Raw genomic sequence first — 15,933 nt, forward strand, 5'->3', positions numbered from 1 at the left:
GCCGCCCCACCAACCTCAGCGGCACCGACCGCGCCCGAGACAGCCCAGGAGGATCCAGGCGTGACGTCCACCAGAGAGCGGCAGCGCGCGGCGGCCCGCGCCCGGCTCGAGAAGGAGATGGCCGAGCGCGCGGCCAGGGCCCGTAAGCGCCGGCAGACCCAGGCGATCGTGGGAGCCGCGTCGATCCTGGTGCTCGTCATCGCCGGCACCGTGTGGATCGCCACCACGCTGGGCGGCGACGACGACAAGACCGACACCGCCGGGCCGGCGGCCGACCACGTGCAGTGCGCGTGGACCGAGCTGCCCGCCGACCAGCGGACCAAGCAGATCAAGGACGTCGGGCTGCCGGCCGCACAGCAGTCGAACACCGGCACCCAGACGATGACGATCGACACCAACCTCGGTCCGATCACCGCCAAGGTCGACCGGGCGGCGGTGCCCTGCACCGCGGGCAGCTTCACCCACCTGGCGGAGAAGAACTTCTTCGACAACAGCAAGTGCCACCGGCTGGTGACCGAGGGCATCAAGGTGCTCCAGTGCGGCGACCCGAGCGCGACCGGCAAGGGCTGGCGGGAGACCGACGGCACCGGCGGCCCGAGCTACCGGCTCGCCGAGGAGAACCTGCCCACCGACAAGCGCCCGCCGTACCCGGAGGGCGTGATCGCGATGGCCAACGCCGGCCCGGCCAGCACGGGCAGCCAGTTCTTCATCGTCTACGGCGACTCGCCGCTGGAGCCGAACTACACCGTCCTGGGCACCATCACCGGTGGCATGGACATCGTCAAGCAGGTCGCGGCGGCGGGCGACGACAAGGCGTTCGCGCAGCAGGCCGGCGGTGGTCACCCGAAGAAGGAGATCACCATCAAGAAGCTCACCATGAGCGCCCCCCAGGGCTGACCGCCCACCCGTACGACGAGCGCCCGCCGGCCCCGCCGGCGGGCGCTTCTCATTCCGCCCCATCCCCAGCCCCGTGATCTTGCACTTTGCGCCCCGGCAGAGGGGTGACCTACGAAGGTGCAAGATCGCCGCAGCGAGGGGCGTGGGTGTGTAGCGGGGCAGGGTGGGTGGGTCAGGCGCCGGAGGTGACGCGGTAGGCGTCGAAGACGCCGTCGACCTTGCGGACCGCCGCCAGCAGGTGGCCCAGGTGCTTCGGGTCGGCCATCTCGAAGCTGAACCGGCTCACCGCCACCCGGTCGCGCGTCGTGGTGACCGTCGCGGACAGGATGTTGACCCGCTCGTCGGAGAGCACCCGGGTGACGTCGGCGAGCAGCTTGTGCCGGTCCAGCGCCTCGACCTGGATGGCGACCAGGAACGTCGACGCGGACGTGAGCTTCCAACTCACCTCGACCACCCGCTCGTTCTGCGCCCGCAGGTCCTCGGCGTTGGCACAGTCGTCGCGGTGCACGCTCACCCCGCCGGAGCGGGTCACGAAGCCGAAGACCGAGTCCGGCGGGACGGGGGTGCAGCAGCGGGCCAGCTTGATCCACACGTCGCTGACCCCGCGCACCACGACGCCCGGGTCCGCGCTGCTCTGCCGGCTGCGCGGCAGCCGCGTGGCGACGGCGGTCTCGGCGATGTCCTCCGCCGCGCCCTCCTCGCCGCCGTACGCGGCCATCAGCTTCTGCACCACCGACTGGGCGGAGACCTGGCTGTCGCCGACCGCGGCGTAGAGCGAGGCGACGTCGGCCAGGTGCAGGTCCCGGGCGATCGCCATCAGCGCGTCGGAGGTGAGCATCCGCTGCAGGGGCATGCCCTGCTTGCGCATCGCCTTGACGATCGCGTCCTTGCCGGCCTCGATCGCCTCCTCGCGCCGCTCCTTGTTGAAGTACTGGCGGATCTTCGTGCGCGCCCGAGGGCTCTTGACGAAGCCCAGCCAGTCCTGCGTCGGCCCGGCCGTGTCGGACTTCGAGGTGAAGATCTCGATCACGTCGCCGTTGGACAGCGTCGACTCCAACGGCACCAGCTTGCCGTTGACCCGCGCACCGATGCACTTGTGCCCGACCTCGGTGTGCACCGCGTACGCGAAGTCCACCGGCGTCGACCCGGTCGGCAGCGGGATGACGTCACCCTTCGGGGTGAAGACGTACACCTCCTGGCTGGACAGGTCGAAGCGCAGCGCGTCGAGGAACTCGCTCGGGTCCGCCGCCTCCCGCTGCCAGTCCAGCAGCTGGCGCAGCCAGGTCATCTCGTCGATGTGCGCCGGCGGGCCGACGATCTGGGTGCCCTTGTGCTCCTTGTACTTCCAGTGCGCGGCGATGCCGAACTCGGCGGTGCGGTGCATCGCGTACGTGCGGATCTGCATCTCCACCGGCTTGCCGGTGGGCCCGATGACCGTCGTGTGCAACGACTGGTACATGTTGAACTTGGGCATCGCGATGTAGTCCTTGAACCGGCCCGGCACCGGCTGCCAGTTGGCGTGGATGACGCCCAGCGCCGCGTAGCAGTCCCGCACCGTGTCAACCAGGATCCGCACCCCGACCAGGTCGTAGATGTCGTTGAAGTCGCGACCCCGCACGATCATCTTCTGGTAGATCGAGTAGAGGTGCTTCGGCCGGCCGGTGGTCTCCGCCTTGATCTTGGCGGCCTTCAGGTCGGTCTGCACCTTCTGGGTCACCTGGCGCAGCAGCGCCTCGCGCTGCGGCTGGTGCTCCCCGATCAGCCGGTTGATCTCCTCGTAGCGCTTCGGGAAGAGCGTCCCGAAGGCGAGGTCCTCCAGCTCCCACTTGATGGTGTTCATACCCAGCCGGTGAGCCAGCGGGGCCAGGATCTCCAGCGTCTCCTTCGCCTTCTGCTCCTGCTTCGGGCGGGGCAGGAAGGTGAGGGTACGCATGTTGTGCAGCCGGTCGGCCAGCTTGATCACCAGCACCCGCGGGTCCTTGGCCATCGCGACGACCATCTTGCGGATCGTCTCGGCCTTGGCCGCGTCGCCCAGCTTGACCTTGTCGAGCTTGGTGACCCCGTCGACGAGCAGCGCGACCTCGCCGCCGAAGTCGCCGCGCATCTGGTCGAGCGTGTATTCCGTGTCCTCGATCGTGTCGTGCAGCAGCGCGGCGACCAGGGTGGTGGTGTCCATCCCGAGGTTGGCCAGGATGGTGGCCACCGCGAGCGGGTGGGTGATGTAGGGGTCGCCGGACTTGCGGTACTGCCCCGAGTGCCAGCGGGCCGCGGTGTCGAAGGCGCGCTGGAGCAGCCGCGCGTCGGCCTTGGGGTGGGCGTCCCGATGGGTCGAGATCAGCGGCTCGAGCACCTCGCTGACCTGCGAGGACTGCCACGGCGCGTTGAACCGCGCCAGCCTGGCGCGGACGCGGCGGCCGGTGGGCGCGGTGGAGAGCGCGAAGCCTGCGCTGGGCAGGGGATCACCGTCGGCGGGGAACGGGAGCACGACCCCCTCGGTCGCCGCGCCCGCGCCACCGGCCGGGCCGGCCGTCGCGCCGGACCGCGCGGTGTCGGCCGGACCGGTCGCGCCGGAGCCGTTGCCGGAGCCCGCGCCCCGGGTCGGCGCGTCACCGTTCCGTGCGGTCACCGAGCCGTCCGCGTCGCCTGTCGGGTGCACCGTGCCCTCCACCGGAGGGGCGACATCGTGGGACACCGGCCTCCTCACCGCTCGCCGGGGATACACCGACCGTGCGCCGGTCGGCCTGGTCTCGCGCCGCCCGGACGGACCCCGCCCGGTCAGCAAAGGGCAATGCTACCCGCACGCACGGTGCCCCGCCGCTCCGCCGGACGGACCGCACCGGGTCCGCCCGACGGTCGGGGCGCTCAAACGGTCAGCAGGGCATGCACCGGGCGCGGCGACAACCGCTCCCGTCCGCCGAGGAAGCCGAGTTCCAGCAGCACGGTGAAGCCGGCCACGGTGCCCCCGGCCCGCTCCACCAGGTCCAGCGTCGCCTCGGCGGTGCCGCCGGTGGCCAGCACGTCGTCGACCACCAGCACCCGGTGCCCGGCCGTGAACGCGTCCTGGTGCACCTCCAGGGTGGCCTGGCCGTACTCCAGGTCGTAGGAGGCCGAGTACGCCGGGCGCGGCAGCTTCCCGGCCTTGCGCACCGGCACCACGCCGACCCCGGTCGCGTACGCGACGGCCGCCGCGACCACGAACCCGCGCGCCTCCATCCCGACGACGGCGTCGAACGAGTCCCGCCCGTGGTACGCGACGATCGTGTCGACCACCTGGCGGAACGCCTCACCGTCGGCGAACAGCGGCATCAGGTCCTTGAACATGACACCGGGCTTGGGGAAATCGGGCACGTCGAGCACCCGGCTGGCCACCAGCTTCGCGGCTTCCAGGCCGCTGTCTCCCCGTACCCCGGTGCTGTGGGTCTCCGTCACGGCAGTCCGCTCCCCTTCCACGACGACGGCGTCCTCCCTGCTGCTCGCACAGCATGAAGGACGCCGTCGGTTCGATTCCTACCGGGTGTCGCCGGCCCAGGTCAGCGCCGCTTGCCGCCACCCGGCCGGTTGCCGCCGCCGGGCGGCCGGCTGCCGCGCGCGCCCGTCGACCGCTTCCCGGCCGGCCGCGCGCCCACCTTCGGCGCGGCGCCGGCCAGCGCCGCCGACTCCGGGTCGACCGGCTCGTCCGCGGTCTCCACGGAGCCGGACGCACCCTTCGGGGTGACCTCGCCGCGCGCCAGGGCGCCCCGGCGGGCCAGCACCCGCTTGTTGTGCGCCTGGATCCGCGGCTCGTAGTTCTTGAGCAGCACCAGCAGCGGCGTGGCCAGCAGGATCGAGGTCAGGAACGCCACCGCCATACCGACGAAGAGCACCAGGCCGAGGTCCTTCAGGGTGCCCGCGCCGAGCAGGCCGGCACCGATGAAGAGCAGACCACCGACCGGCAGCAGCGCCACCACCGAGGTGTTCAGCGACCGCATGAGGCTCTGGTTGATCGCCAGGTTGGCGGCCTCGCCGTACGTCTGGTTGTTGTTCGCGGTGATGCCGCGGGTGTTCTCCTGCACCTTGTCGAAGACCACCACCACGTCGTAGAGCGCGAAGCCCAGGATCGTGAGGAAGCCGATGACCGTCGACGGGGTGACCTCGAAGCCGACCAGCGAGTAGACGCCGGCGGTGAGGATCAGGTTCATGATCAGCGAGGAGACGGCGGCGACCGCCATCCGCCACTCGAACCGCAGGATCAGGTACACCATCACCAGCGCGATGAAGATGACCAGACCGAGCATCGCCCGGGACGTGACCTGGCTGCCCCACGCCTCGCTGACCTGGTTGCCGCTGATGGTGGTGGGGTCGATGCCGAACTCCTCGGCGATCTCGACCTTGACGGCGTTGGCCTGCTCGGCGTCGAGCTGCGTGGTGCGCACCTCGTAGAAGTCGCCGCCGGTGCCGCCGACCTTCTGCGTGGTGACCACGTTGGCGCCGTCGCCGGCCGTGGCGAGGGCCGTTTTGACCTTCGCCTCGGTCTGCTCCATGGTGCCGACGCTGGCCGGGATCTGGAACGAGTTGCCGCCGGCGAACTCGATGCCGAGGTGGAATCCGCGCAGCCCGAAGCTGAGCAGCGCCAGCAGGATCAGCGTGCCGGCGACGGCGAACCAGAGCTTGCGCCGGCCGATGATGTCGAGGCCGGCCTCGCCGCGGTAGAGGCGGCTAGCGAGACCACTCTTTGCCATCTCAGGCCTCCTTCACGCGCGGGTTGCGGGGCTTGGCCTCGTCGGCCGTCCGGGCCGGAAGCGCCCGCCCGAGACCACTGACCCGCGGGGACAGGAACGCCCGGGTGCGGGCGAACATCGTCATGATCGGGTGCCGGAAGAGGAAGACCACGACCAGGTCCAGCACGGTCGCCAGGCCGAGGGCGAAGGCGAAGCCCTTCACCGCGCCGACCGAGACGACGTAGAGCACCACCGCCGACATCAGCGTGATCGCGTTGGCGGAGATGATGGTCCGGCGGGCCCGGATCCAGGCGCGCGGGACGGCGCTGCGGGGGCTGCGCCCCTCCCGGATCTCGTCCTTGAGCCGCTCGAAGTAGATGACGAACGAGTCCGCCGCCACACCGAGCGAGACGATCATTCCGGCGATGCCGGCGAGGGTGAGGGTGAAGCCGATCTGCCGGCCGAGCACCACCAGCGCGCCGAAGACCAGCAGCGCCGAGAGGATCAGGCTCAGGAAGATCACCGAGCCGAGCAGGCGGTAGTAGAAGAACGAGTAGATGATGACCAGCGCCATGCCGATACCCGCCGCGAGGAGGCCGGCCCGCAGGTGGCTGGCGCCCAGGGTGGCGGTGACGTTCTGCTGCTCCTGCTCCTCGAAGGTCACCGGCAGCGCGCCGTAGCGGAGCTGGCCGGCGAGGGTGCTGGCGTCCTTCTGGGTGAAGTTGCCGGTGATCTGCGAGTTGCCGGTCAGCACGCCCTGGATCTCGGGCGAGGAGACGATCTCGTTGTCCAGCACGACGGCGACGCGGCACTTGCCGTCCTGGCCGAGCGCGGTGGCGTCGCAGGCCTGGCCCTCGTTGTTGAATGCCTCGCGGGTCAGGTTGGTCCACTTGTCCTGGCCGGCGCCGGAGAAGTCCAGGCTGACCACCCACTGGCTGGTCTGGTCGAGCACCGCGTTGGCGTCGTCCACGTCGGTGCCGAGCACCTTCGCCTGGTCGAGCAGGTACTTCGCGGCGCCGTCCTCGCAGGCGACCACCTGCTGGTCGGGGGCGGAGATCGACGCTGGCGGCCGCTTGTCGAGCTGGGCGCAGCTGATCTGCGGCACGTTGAACTGCATCTGCGCCGGCAGCACCGCGACCTCGCGCGGGTCGAGGGCGGCGAACGGCTTGAGCTTCTCCGCCAGCGACGGGTCGGCGGTCAGGTCGGCCGGTGCCTGGAGGCCGCTCGCGGCGGCCCAGGCGGCGGCGCCGACCTTCTGCTCGACGGCCTTGCGCTGCTCCTCGACGCTCTGCGGCACCGGCTCGCCGCTCGCACTCGGCGAGGGCGCCGCGGCGCTCGGCGAGGCCGGGGCCGACGGGCTGGTGCTCGGCGCGGGCGCCATGCCGCCCTGGCCGCCGCTCGCCGACGGGGTCACCTTCGGCCCGGCGGTGCCGGACGGGGAGGCGCTGCCCGAGGGCTTCGCGCTGCCCGACGGGGCCGGGGTCGCGCTGCCGGACGGCGCCGGGGTGGCGGGCGGCGCCGGGGCGGCGGCCGCGCCGCTGCCGTCGGCGGCCTTGAGCAGCTTGCGGAAGCGCAGCTCGGCGGCGCTGCCGACCTCGGTGATGTCGCGGTTCTCACCGGGCAGGGAGATCACGATGTTGCGGTTGCCCTCGGTGACCACCTCGGCCTCGGCGACGCCGAAGGCGTTGACGCGGCTCTCGATGATCTGGCGGGCCTCCTCGAGGTTCTCCGCCGTCGGGGCCCGGCCGTCGACGGTGTTGGTCGCCTCCAGCGTCAGCCGGGTGCCGCCGACGAGGTCCAGGCCGAGCTTGGGCTCCAGCCGGTCCTTCAGGCTGCCGCTGGCGCCGCCCGCGAAGAACACCAAAAGATAGAGGACTACGAAGATGAGCCCGAGCACGGCCAGTTGCCGTCCGGGGCGCATCTGTCCCTGAGGTGGTGCCACGGCTGTCCTGTCTCCCTGTACGGTCGCGCCGCTGGTGCGGCGGGTGTCGGCCGGTGCGGCCGGCGGTCCTGACGGGCCGGCGTCGGGGGCCGGCACGCGGGCCCCGACGTCGCGGCGCGGGGGCGCCGAGCGGAGCGTGGACGTGCCGGCTCCCGCCGTCGGGCCCAACTATCCAGTTTTCACGTCGTCTCCGCTGCCCCTTCCGGCACGGCGGTCACCGCGAGCCGGCGACCGCCGCCCCGGGGCGGGAGCGACGCCTCACTCCTTGACGGCGTCCGCGTCCTCGGCGGCCGGCTCGGCGGGACGCTCCGCCTGGCTGACCACCCGGGCGATCGCCGGGCGGGCGTACCGGGTCTGCACACCGGGCGCGACCTCCAGCAGGACGGTGTCGTCGTCCACCCCGGTGACCGTGCCGTAGAGCCCGCCGATCGTGACCACCTCGTCGCCGGCGGCGAGCGCGGACTGCATGGCCTCCGCCTCGCGGCGGCGCTTCTGCTGGGGGCGGATCATCATGAAGTACATGACGCCGAAGAGCAGAGCGATCATGAGGATCGGCGTCAGGCTGCCGGCACCCCCGCCGCCCTCTGCTGCGTAAAGCACGGTGAAAGACCTTCCCATTGGCCGCCGACCCGGCACGGGCGTGCCGGAGCGGAGGCGGATTCTCACGTCCTGTACAGACCGGCGCGAGTCTAATCCCTGCACCTGGGAACGCCGAATGCGGCACAGATCACGTTCGCATCACGGCTGATCGGCGTCCACGGAGAACAGATCGGGCGCGCGAGGGGCATCCGCGCCAAATGTACCATTCGGTGGCGTACGCCCCAGGTGCCGCCAGGCGGCCTCGGTGGCGACCCGGCCGCGCGGCGTACGGGCCAGCAGGCCGGCGCGCACCAGGAACGGCTCGCACACCTCCTCGACCGTGTCCGGCTGCTCCCCCACCGCCACGGCCAGGGTGGACAGGCCGACGGGGCCGCCCCGGAACGAGTCGACCAGCGCGGTCAGCACCGCCCGGTCCAGCCGGTCCAGGCCGAGCGCGTCGACGTCGTACACCGTCAGGGCGGCCTGGGCGGTCTCCACGGTGACCACGCCGTCGGCGCGGACCTCGGCGAAGTCGCGGACCCGGCGCAGCAGCCGGTTCGCGATCCGCGGGGTGCCCCGAGAGCGGCCGGCGATCTCGGCGGCGCCATCGTCGGTGATCGGTACGCCGAGGATCCGGGCCGACCGGCGCAGCAGCACCTCCAGGTCGGCCGGGGAGTAGAAGTCGAGGTGCGCGACGAAGCCGAAGCGGTCCCGCATCGGCCCGGTCAGCAGGCCCGAGCGGGTGGTCGCGCCGACCAGGGTGAACGGCTCGACGTCGAGCGGGATGGCGGTCGCGCCCGGGCCCTTGCCGACGACCACGTCGACCCGGAAGTCCTCCATCGCGCTGTAGAGCAGCTCCTCGGCCGGCTTGGCGATCCGGTGGATCTCGTCGATGAAGAGCACGTCGCCCTCAGCGAGGCTGGTCAGGATGGCCGCCAGGTCGCCCGAACGCTCGATCGCCGGGCCGCTGGTCACCCGGATGCCGGAGCCCAGCTCGGCGGCGACGATGTTGGCCAACGTCGTCTTCCCGAGGCCAGGCGGGCCCGAGAGGAGGATGTGGTCGGGCGGGGAGCCGCGCCGCATCGCGCCCTGGAGCAGCAGGTCGAGCTGGTCGCGTACGCGGTGCTGGGCGATGAACTCCTCCAGCCGCTTCGGCCGGACGCTGGCCTCCGCGTCCCGTTCCGCCTCGTTGACGTAGGCGGAGACCAGGTTGCCGTCGGGACCGGTCACCGGGTGCGGCCCAGCAGTCGGATGGCCTGCTTGAGCAGCACCGGCACGGGCGGCACGTCACCGTCGACGGTCTCCGCCACCGCGGCGACCGCCTGGTCGGCCTGCCCGGCCGTCCAGCCGAGCCCGACCAGCGCCTGCCGCACCTGCTCGGGCCACGCCCCGCCGGTCACCCCGGCCGCTCCGTCGGCGCCGACCGGGACCGGGCCGACCCGGTCGCGCAGCTCCAGGACCAGGCGCTCGGCGCCCTTCTTGCCGATGCCGGGCACCCGGGTCAGCGCGGCGGTGTCGGCGTTGGCGATCGCCTTGCGTACCGCGTCGGGGGTGTGCACGGCGAGCACGGCCTGGGCCAGCCGGGGACCGACGCCGCTGGCGGTCTGCAGCAGCTCGAAGAGCTGCTTGGCGTCGTCGTCGGCGAAGCCGTAGAGGGTGAGCGAATCCTCCCGGACGACCAGGCTGGTGGCCAGCCGGGCGGGCTGGCCGACCCGCAGCTCGGCGAGGGTGCCGGGGGCGCACTGCACCGCCAGGCCCACCCCGCCGACCTCCACGACCGCGTGGTCCGGACCGGTCGCGGTCACCACCCCGCGCACGCTGGCGATCATCTGGCTCCTCCTCGTCGTACCCGGTCGGCCGCGGCGGCCAGCTTGGAGCGCGTCCCGCCGCGCCACACGTGACAGATGGCCAGGGCGAGGGCGTCGGCGGCGTCCGCCGGCTTCGGCGGCTCGGGCAGCCGCAGCAGCCGGGTGACCATGGCCGTCATCTGGGCCTTGTCGGCCTGACCGGAACCGGTCACGGCCGCCTTCACCTCGCTGGGCGTGTAGGTCTGCACGGGCAGCCCGGCGCGGGCGCCGGCGAGCACGGCGATCCCGCTGGCCTGGGCGGTGCCCATCACCGTGCGGACGTTGTGCTGGCTGAACACCCGCTCGACGGCGACGCTGTCCGGCCGGTGCTCGGCGACCAGGTCGGTGAGCGAGCGGTCCAGGTGCAGCAGGCGCAGCGGCAGCTCGTCGCCGGGGTCGGTGTAGACGACGTAGTAGGCGACCAACGTGCAGGGCCGCCCCGGCACGCCCTCGACCACGCCGACCCCGCACCGGGTCAGCCCCGGGTCGACGCCGAGCACCCGCACGCCGCCTCCTCCCCCAACCGTCAGCAGTACGTGTGTTCGACACCCTACCGAGCCGGACGACGGCCCGGTGTCGGGGACACGCCGGGCGCGCCGACACGCCGCCGACCTGCCGTGTGGACCACACACTCCGGCCGTCGAGTATGTGCCGCCGCCCCATGTGCGCCCGGACACACAGCTCGTAACTTCATGCGCCATGACGGCAGAACCCGTGGCGGTGCCCCACGTCGTACACGTCGACCTCGCTGGTCGTACCGCCCTGGTGACCGGGGGCGGCAGCGGCATCGGCCGCGCCTGTGCCCTGCGGCTCGGGGCCGCCGGCGCCAAGGTCCTGGTGGTGGACCGCAACATCGAGGCGGCCAAGGCGGTGGCGGCGGAGGCCGGCGGCCGGGCCGAGGGCGTGGACCTGGCGGACGCCGAGGCCGTGGACCGGCTCGACGCGGACGTGGACATCGTGGTGAACAACGCGGGCCTCCAGCACGTGGCGCCGGTGCAGGAGTTCTCCGCGGAGCGCTTCGCCTACCTGCACCGGGTGATGGTGGAGGCGCCGTTCCTGATCATCCGCCGGGCGCTGCCGCACATGTACGCCAGGGGCTGGGGCCGGATCGTCAACATCTCCTCGGTGCACGGGCTGCGCGCCTCGCCGTACAAGTCGGCGTACGTCTCGGCGAAGCACGCCCTGGAGGGGCTGTCGAAGGTGGTGGCGCTGGAGGGCGCCGCGCACGGCGTGACCGCCAACTGCATCAACCCGGCGTACGTGCGGACCGCGCTGGTGGAGAGCCAGATCGCCGACCAGGCGGCCAGCCACGGCATCCCGGAGGCGGAGGTGGTCGAGAAGATCATGCTGGCCCGGGCGGCGATCAAGCGGCTGATCGAGCCGGAGGAGGTGTCCGAACTGGTGGCGTACCTCTGCTCCCCGCCGGCGGCGTTCATCACGGGCGCGTCCATCGCGCTCGACGGGGGCTGGACGGCGAACTAGTGGCAAGCCGCACAATGTCGGTCATGTCGTCACCGGTGGAGTTCCTGGAACTGCTCGCCCGCGAGGCCGCCGCGGTGGAGTTCGAGGGGCCGCTCGTCGCCGCGCGCGCCGCCGGGCTGCCGCCCGACCGGCTCGCCGAGCTGGAGCAGGCCAAGACGGTGGCGCTGCGGGTCCGCGCGCTGCTGGAACGCCGCCGCCGCCGGGAGGTCGAGCTCTCCGGCCTGTACGACACGGTCAGGGACCTGGCCGGGCTGCGCGACCTCGACGACGTGCTGCGCGCGATCGTGCACCGGGCGCGCAACCTGCTCGGCGCGGACGTCGCCTACATGACGCTCAACGACGACGAGCGCGGCGACACCTACATGCGGGTCACCGACGGCTCGGTCTCGGCCCGCTTCCAGCGGCTGCGGCTGCCGATGGGCGCCGGCCTCGGCGGCCTGGTGGCCCAGTCCGGCGCCCCGTACGTCACGGCGAACTACCCGGAGGACGACCGCTTCCACCACACCGGCGAGATCGACGCCGGGGTGGGCGAGGAGGGCCTGGTGGCCATCCTGGGCGTGCCGCTGCGGCTCGGCTCGGCCTCGATCGGCGTGCTCTACGCGGCCAACCGCTCGGCCCGGCCGTTCGCCCGGGAGGAGGTGGCGCTGCTGGTGTCCCTCGCCGCGCACGCGGCGGTGGCGATCGACACCGCGCGGCTGCTCGCGGAGACCAGGGCGGCGCTGGAGGAGCTGTCGGCGGCGAACACCACCATCCGGGCCCACAGCAGCTCGGTGGAGCGGGCCGCGGCGGCGCACGACCGGATGACCGCGCTGGTGTTGCGCGGCGGCGGCGTGGAGGACGTGGCCGCGGCGGTCACCGACGTGCTCGGCGGGGCGCTGCTGGCGCTGGACGCGGAGGGCCGGCTGCTGGCCCGGGTCGGCGAGATCGACGAGCCGGACCGGGCGGACATGGTGGAGGCGGTGGCCGCGTCGCGTACGGAGGGCCGCAGCGTGCGCCGGGGGCCGCTCTGGTACGCCGCGGTGGTGGCCGGCGCGGAGAACATGGGCGCGCTGGTGCTGCGCCCCGACGACGAGCTGGTCGACGCCGACCAGCGGATTCTGGAGCGGGCGTCGCTGGTGACCGCGCTGCTGCTGCTGTTCCGGCGCACCGTCGCCGAGGCGGAGGGGAGGGTCCGGGGCGAGCTGCTCGACGACCTGATCGCCCGGCCGCTGCGGGACACCGACGCGCTGCGCAGCCGGGCCCGCCGGCTCGGGGTGGACCTGGACGCGCCGCACGTGCTGGTGGCGGTCGGCGACGACGCGATCGCCGCGACAGGCTCGGCCCGGCAGCGGGTGCTGTCGTGGGCCACCACGTACGCCTCGACGCGGGGTGGGCTTGCGGCGGCCCGCGACGGGCGGGTGGTGCTGATGCTGCCGGGCCGGGACGCGGGCGGCAACGCCCGGGCGGTGGCCCGGGACCTGTCCCGGGTGACCGGCCGGCCGGTGACCGCCGGGGCGAGCGGCCCGTCGACGGGGCCGGCGTCGCTGGCCACCACGTTCGCCGAGGCCGACCGCTGCCTCACCGCGCTGGGCGCGCTGGGCCGGTCGGGGCAGGGCGCGAGCACCGCCGAGCTGGGTTTCGTCGGGCTGCTGCTGGGCGCGGTCGGCGACGGCGGCGACAAGGACGTGGACCGGTTCCTGACGGCCACCGTCGGGCCGGTGGTCGACTACGACGCCCGCCGGGGCACCGCGCTGGTGAAGACGCTGGAGGCGTACTTCGGGGTGGGCGGCAGCCTGGCCCGGGCCGCCGAGCTGCTCCACGTGCACGTCAACACGGTGACCCAGCGGCTGGAGCGGGTCGGGCAGCTGCTCGGCGCGGACTGGCAGAAGCCGGAGCGGGCGCTGGAGGTCCAGCTCGCCCTGCGCCTGCACCGCCTGCGTACGCCGGCCGGCTGACGGTCCCGCCGGCCGTGCCACGTGCCGTGCCGGGTGGCCGTACCGCGTGCCGGAACCGGGTGGGCCGTACCGGCCGGCGGGACCGGGGTGGTGGCCGGGGTCAGCGGGCGCGGATGCCGTCCAGGACGCCGTCGACGATCTTCTCCGGCAGGGACGCCTCGTCGAGGTCGGGATGCCAGCGCAGCACCCGCTGGATCAGCATCGGGCCGGTCAGCATCGCCATGGTGACCTCGACGTCGATGTCGGCGCGCAGCTCGCCGGTGCGGATCCCCCGGCGCAGCACCTCCCGCATCAGCGCCCGGCGCGGCTCGATGATGCTCTGGTAGAGCTGGTACTCGTCCGGACTGCGGTTCACCCGCGGCACCAGGCAGGGCATGATCCGCGCCGCCCGCGGGTCGATGTTGTGCCCGACCGCGCCGACCAGCACCACCAGGTCGTCGCGGACCGACCGGCCGGGCGGTGCCGGCGGGTTGCCCTTGAGCCGGCGCAGCGCGTCGGTCAGCAACGCGTCCTTGCCGGGCCAGCGGCGGTAGATGGTGGCCTTGCCCACGCCGGCCCGGGCGGCGATCGACTCGATCGAGATGGCCTCGATCGTGCTGCCCTGGGCGAGCAGGTCGAGGGTGGCCTCGAGGATCGCCTCGTCCGCGCGGACGCTCCGCGGTCGCCCGGGCGACCGCGGAGCATCGGCGGTGGAAGTCATGTCGGACATTGTCCCCGAACCTAGGCGGTCCCGGCCAACTCGGGTTCACCCGCCGGCGCCGGCGCCGCCACCGGGGCCGCGGCGCGGCCGGGCATCCAGCGCAGCACCACGAGGATGCCGACGGCGGCGACCGCTGCGGCGAGGCCCGCCGCCCAGTGCATCGCGGCCACGAAGGCGTCGTCGGCCACCGCGATCAGCTGCGGCGCCGCCGGCCCGAGCTGACCCGCCGCGGCGTACGCGCCGGAGATCGACTCGCCGGCCGCCTCGCGCGCCCCGGCAGGCAGGTCCCGCAGCGCGGAGTCGACGTCGGCCCGGTAGACCGCGGAGAGCACCGACCCGAGCACCGCCACGCCGAGCGCGCCGGCCACCTGCCGGACGGTGTTGCTGACCGCCGAGCCGACCCCGGCCTTCTCCCGGGGCAGCGCCGACATGATCGACTCCGTGGCCGGGGGCATGATGTTGGCCATCCCGACGCCCTGGAGGAAGAAGAAGACCAGCACCACCCAGATCGGGGTGCTCTGGCCGACGAAGGCGAACGCGCCGAGCGCCACCACGGTCAGCGCCAGCCCGACCACGGCGACCGCCTTGCCGCCGTACCGGCGGACCATCGCCGCGCTGCGCGGGGCGAAGACGAGCTGGGCCACCGCGAAGGGAAGGAAGAGCAGGCCGGTCTCCAACGGGCTGTAGCCGCGCACCAGTTGCAGGTAGAACGAGCTGAAGAACATCACGCCCATCGCGGCGAAGAAGATCAGCCCGACGATCGCCACCGGGGCGGCGAAGCGGGGCACCCGGAACAGCCGCACGTCCAGCGACGGGTGGTCGCTGCGCCGCTCGTACGCGACGAACCAGGCCAGCACCGCCAGGCCGCCGAGGATCGCGGCCCAGACCACCGGGCGGTCGAAGCCGTGCTCGCCGCCGTCGATGATGCCGTACGTCAGGGCGACCAGGCCGACCACCGACAGCAGCACGCCGACGACGTCGACGCGTCCCGGGTTCGGGTCCCGCGACTCGGGCACCAGGATCGCCACCAGCACCACCCCGAGCGCGACCACCGGCACGTTGATCAGGAAGACGGAGCCCCACCAGTAGTGCTCCAACAGCGCGCCGCCGAGGATCGGGCCGATCGCCACCGCCAGGCCGACCGCGCCGGCCCAGACGCCGATCGCCCGGCCCCGCTCCCGCGGGTCGAAGACATTGGAGATGATCGAGAGCGTGACCGGCATGATGGCCGCGCCACCCACGCCCATCAGCGCGCGGGCCGCGACGAGTTGCGCCGGGCTCTGCGCGTACGCCGACAGCGCCGACGCCAGCCCGAAGAGCACCAGGCCGATCAGCAGGAAACGCTTGCGCCCGGCGCGGTCGCCGAGAACGCCGAAGGTGAACAGCAGGCCGGCGAAGACCAGGGTGTAGGAGTTGATCGACCACTCCAGCTCGCCCTGGCTCGCGCCGAGGCCGTGCACCGGGTCGGCGAGCGTACGCAGCGCGACGTTGAGGATGGTGTTGTCCAGGACGACGACGAGCAGGCTGATCACGAGCACCCCGAGGATCGCCCACCTCCTCGGATGTCCGGTGTTCTCGTGCGGTTGCATCTCTCTGGTTCTCCCCCCGGCCCCGTTTCGATACGGGTCAGACTCGTATTTGGTGTCAGCGTAGGGGCTGGAGTTTCGATACGGAACCGGTTCGTTTCTTGTGTGGCGGCGGTCACGTGCGCTGTGCGGTCTTGGTGGGTGGGCTGCCGTGCGGTCGCGTTTGGGTGTTGGGGTTGCGGTGCGTGGTGGTGGGGGTGTGGGGTGTGGCCCGCCGTGCCCGGCTCCGGGCGGTCAGGCTTGATCCCTGCGCCGGGCACGGCGGGCCA

13 protein-coding genes are annotated in these 15,933 nt (G+C 72.9%); 3 read left to right on the forward strand and 10 right to left on the reverse strand.

The window, feature by feature from the left end:
* Positions 1-60: 60 nt before the first annotated feature.
* Positions 61-897, forward strand: a complete 837-nt coding sequence (locus ABZ793_RS31495) for a peptidylprolyl isomerase (protein ID WP_357463969.1) — start codon at positions 61-63, stop codon at positions 895-897.
* Positions 898-1,069: 172 nt separating this feature from the next.
* Here ABZ793_RS31495 and ABZ793_RS31500 read toward each other — a convergent pair whose 3' ends face one another.
* The 8 genes from ABZ793_RS31500 to ruvC form a co-directional block, all read right to left on the reverse strand.
* Positions 1,070-3,565 carry a bifunctional (p)ppGpp synthetase/guanosine-3',5'-bis(diphosphate) 3'-pyrophosphohydrolase gene (locus ABZ793_RS31500; RefSeq protein ID WP_357464000.1) on the reverse strand — a complete coding sequence of 832 codons (2,496 nt, stop codon included), beginning with the start codon at positions 3,563-3,565 and terminating at the stop codon, positions 1,070-1,072.
* A gap of 194 nt (positions 3,566-3,759) precedes the next feature.
* Positions 3,760-4,326, reverse strand: coding sequence for an adenine phosphoribosyltransferase (locus ABZ793_RS31505; RefSeq protein WP_357463972.1), 567 nt, complete (start codon positions 4,324-4,326; stop codon positions 3,760-3,762).
* A 101-nt stretch (positions 4,327-4,427) separates the two neighbouring features.
* Positions 4,428-5,615 carry a protein translocase subunit SecF gene (gene secF / locus ABZ793_RS31510; protein ID WP_357463975.1) on the reverse strand — a complete coding sequence of 396 codons (1,188 nt, stop codon included), beginning with the start codon at positions 5,613-5,615 and terminating at the stop codon, positions 4,428-4,430.
* A 1-nt stretch (position 5,616) separates the two neighbouring features.
* A complete protein-coding gene (gene secD / locus ABZ793_RS31515) occupies positions 5,617-7,536 on the reverse strand; it encodes a protein translocase subunit SecD (protein ID WP_357463978.1) in 1,920 nt (639 codons plus the stop codon).
* A gap of 258 nt (positions 7,537-7,794) precedes the next feature.
* Entirely contained in the window at positions 7,795-8,136 is a 342-nt protein-coding gene (yajC, locus tag ABZ793_RS31520) for a preprotein translocase subunit YajC (protein ID WP_357463981.1), read from the reverse strand.
* A gap of 138 nt (positions 8,137-8,274) precedes the next feature.
* Positions 8,275-9,345 (reverse strand): Holliday junction branch migration DNA helicase RuvB, encoded by a 1,071-nt coding sequence (ruvB, locus tag ABZ793_RS31525; RefSeq protein WP_357463984.1) that lies wholly within the window; start codon positions 9,343-9,345, stop codon positions 8,275-8,277.
* Positions 9,342-9,944 carry a Holliday junction branch migration protein RuvA gene (ruvA, locus tag ABZ793_RS31530; RefSeq protein WP_350709043.1) on the reverse strand — a complete coding sequence of 201 codons (603 nt, stop codon included), beginning with the start codon at positions 9,942-9,944 and terminating at the stop codon, positions 9,342-9,344. Before ruvA ends, ruvB begins: the two co-directional genes overlap by 4 nt.
* Positions 9,941-10,468, reverse strand: a complete 528-nt coding sequence (ruvC, locus tag ABZ793_RS31535) for a crossover junction endodeoxyribonuclease RuvC (protein ID WP_350686934.1) — start codon at positions 10,466-10,468, stop codon at positions 9,941-9,943. The genes ruvA and ruvC overlap by 4 nt, the downstream gene beginning before the upstream one ends.
* Positions 10,469-10,661: 193 nt before the next feature.
* On the opposite strand from ruvC, the gene ABZ793_RS31540 reads away from it, so the two are divergent.
* The gene (locus ABZ793_RS31540) at positions 10,662-11,444 is read left to right on the forward strand and encodes a 3-hydroxybutyrate dehydrogenase (RefSeq protein ID WP_357463989.1); all 783 of its coding nucleotides are present in this window, start codon (positions 10,662-10,664) and stop codon (positions 11,442-11,444) included.
* A 14-nt stretch (positions 11,445-11,458) separates the two neighbouring features.
* Entirely contained in the window at positions 11,459-13,378 is a 1,920-nt protein-coding gene (locus tag ABZ793_RS31545; RefSeq protein WP_357463992.1) for a helix-turn-helix domain-containing protein, read from the forward strand.
* A 100-nt stretch (positions 13,379-13,478) separates the two neighbouring features.
* Here the strand turns inward: ABZ793_RS31545 and ABZ793_RS31550 are convergent, their stop codons facing one another.
* Positions 13,479-14,087: a TetR/AcrR family transcriptional regulator gene (locus ABZ793_RS31550; RefSeq protein WP_350709049.1), complete on the reverse strand. Its 609-nt coding sequence runs from the start codon at positions 14,085-14,087 to the stop codon at positions 13,479-13,481.
* 11 nt (positions 14,088-14,098) lie between these two features.
* Positions 14,099-15,667: an MFS transporter gene (locus ABZ793_RS31555; RefSeq protein WP_357463996.1), complete on the reverse strand. Its 1,569-nt coding sequence runs from the start codon at positions 15,665-15,667 to the stop codon at positions 14,099-14,101.
* Positions 15,668-15,933: the final 266 nt, after the last annotated feature.

Source organism: Micromonospora sp. NPDC047465 (assembly GCF_040643125.1).
Lineage (GTDB): Bacteria > Actinomycetota > Actinomycetes > Mycobacteriales > Micromonosporaceae > Micromonospora.

Excerpts from the sequence above, each read along its gene's own strand:
- ABZ793_RS31540 (WP_357463989.1), top strand. The coding sequence starts at position 10,662 with ATGACGGCAGAACCCGTGGCGGTGCCCCACGTCGTACACGTCGACCTC.
- ABZ793_RS31555 (WP_357463996.1), bottom strand. The coding sequence starts at position 15,667 with ATGCAACCGCACGAGAACACCGGACATCCGAGGAGGTGGGCGATCCTC.
- ruvA (WP_350709043.1), bottom strand. The coding sequence starts at position 9,944 with ATGATCGCCAGCGTGCGCGGGGTGGTGACCGCGACCGGTCCGGACCAC.
- ABZ793_RS31545 (WP_357463992.1), top strand. The coding sequence starts at position 11,459 with ATGTCGGTCATGTCGTCACCGGTGGAGTTCCTGGAACTGCTCGCCCGC.
- secF (WP_357463975.1), bottom strand. The coding sequence starts at position 5,615 with ATGGCAAAGAGTGGTCTCGCTAGCCGCCTCTACCGCGGCGAGGCCGGC.
- ABZ793_RS31550 (WP_350709049.1), bottom strand. The coding sequence starts at position 14,087 with ATGTCCGACATGACTTCCACCGCCGATGCTCCGCGGTCGCCCGGGCGA.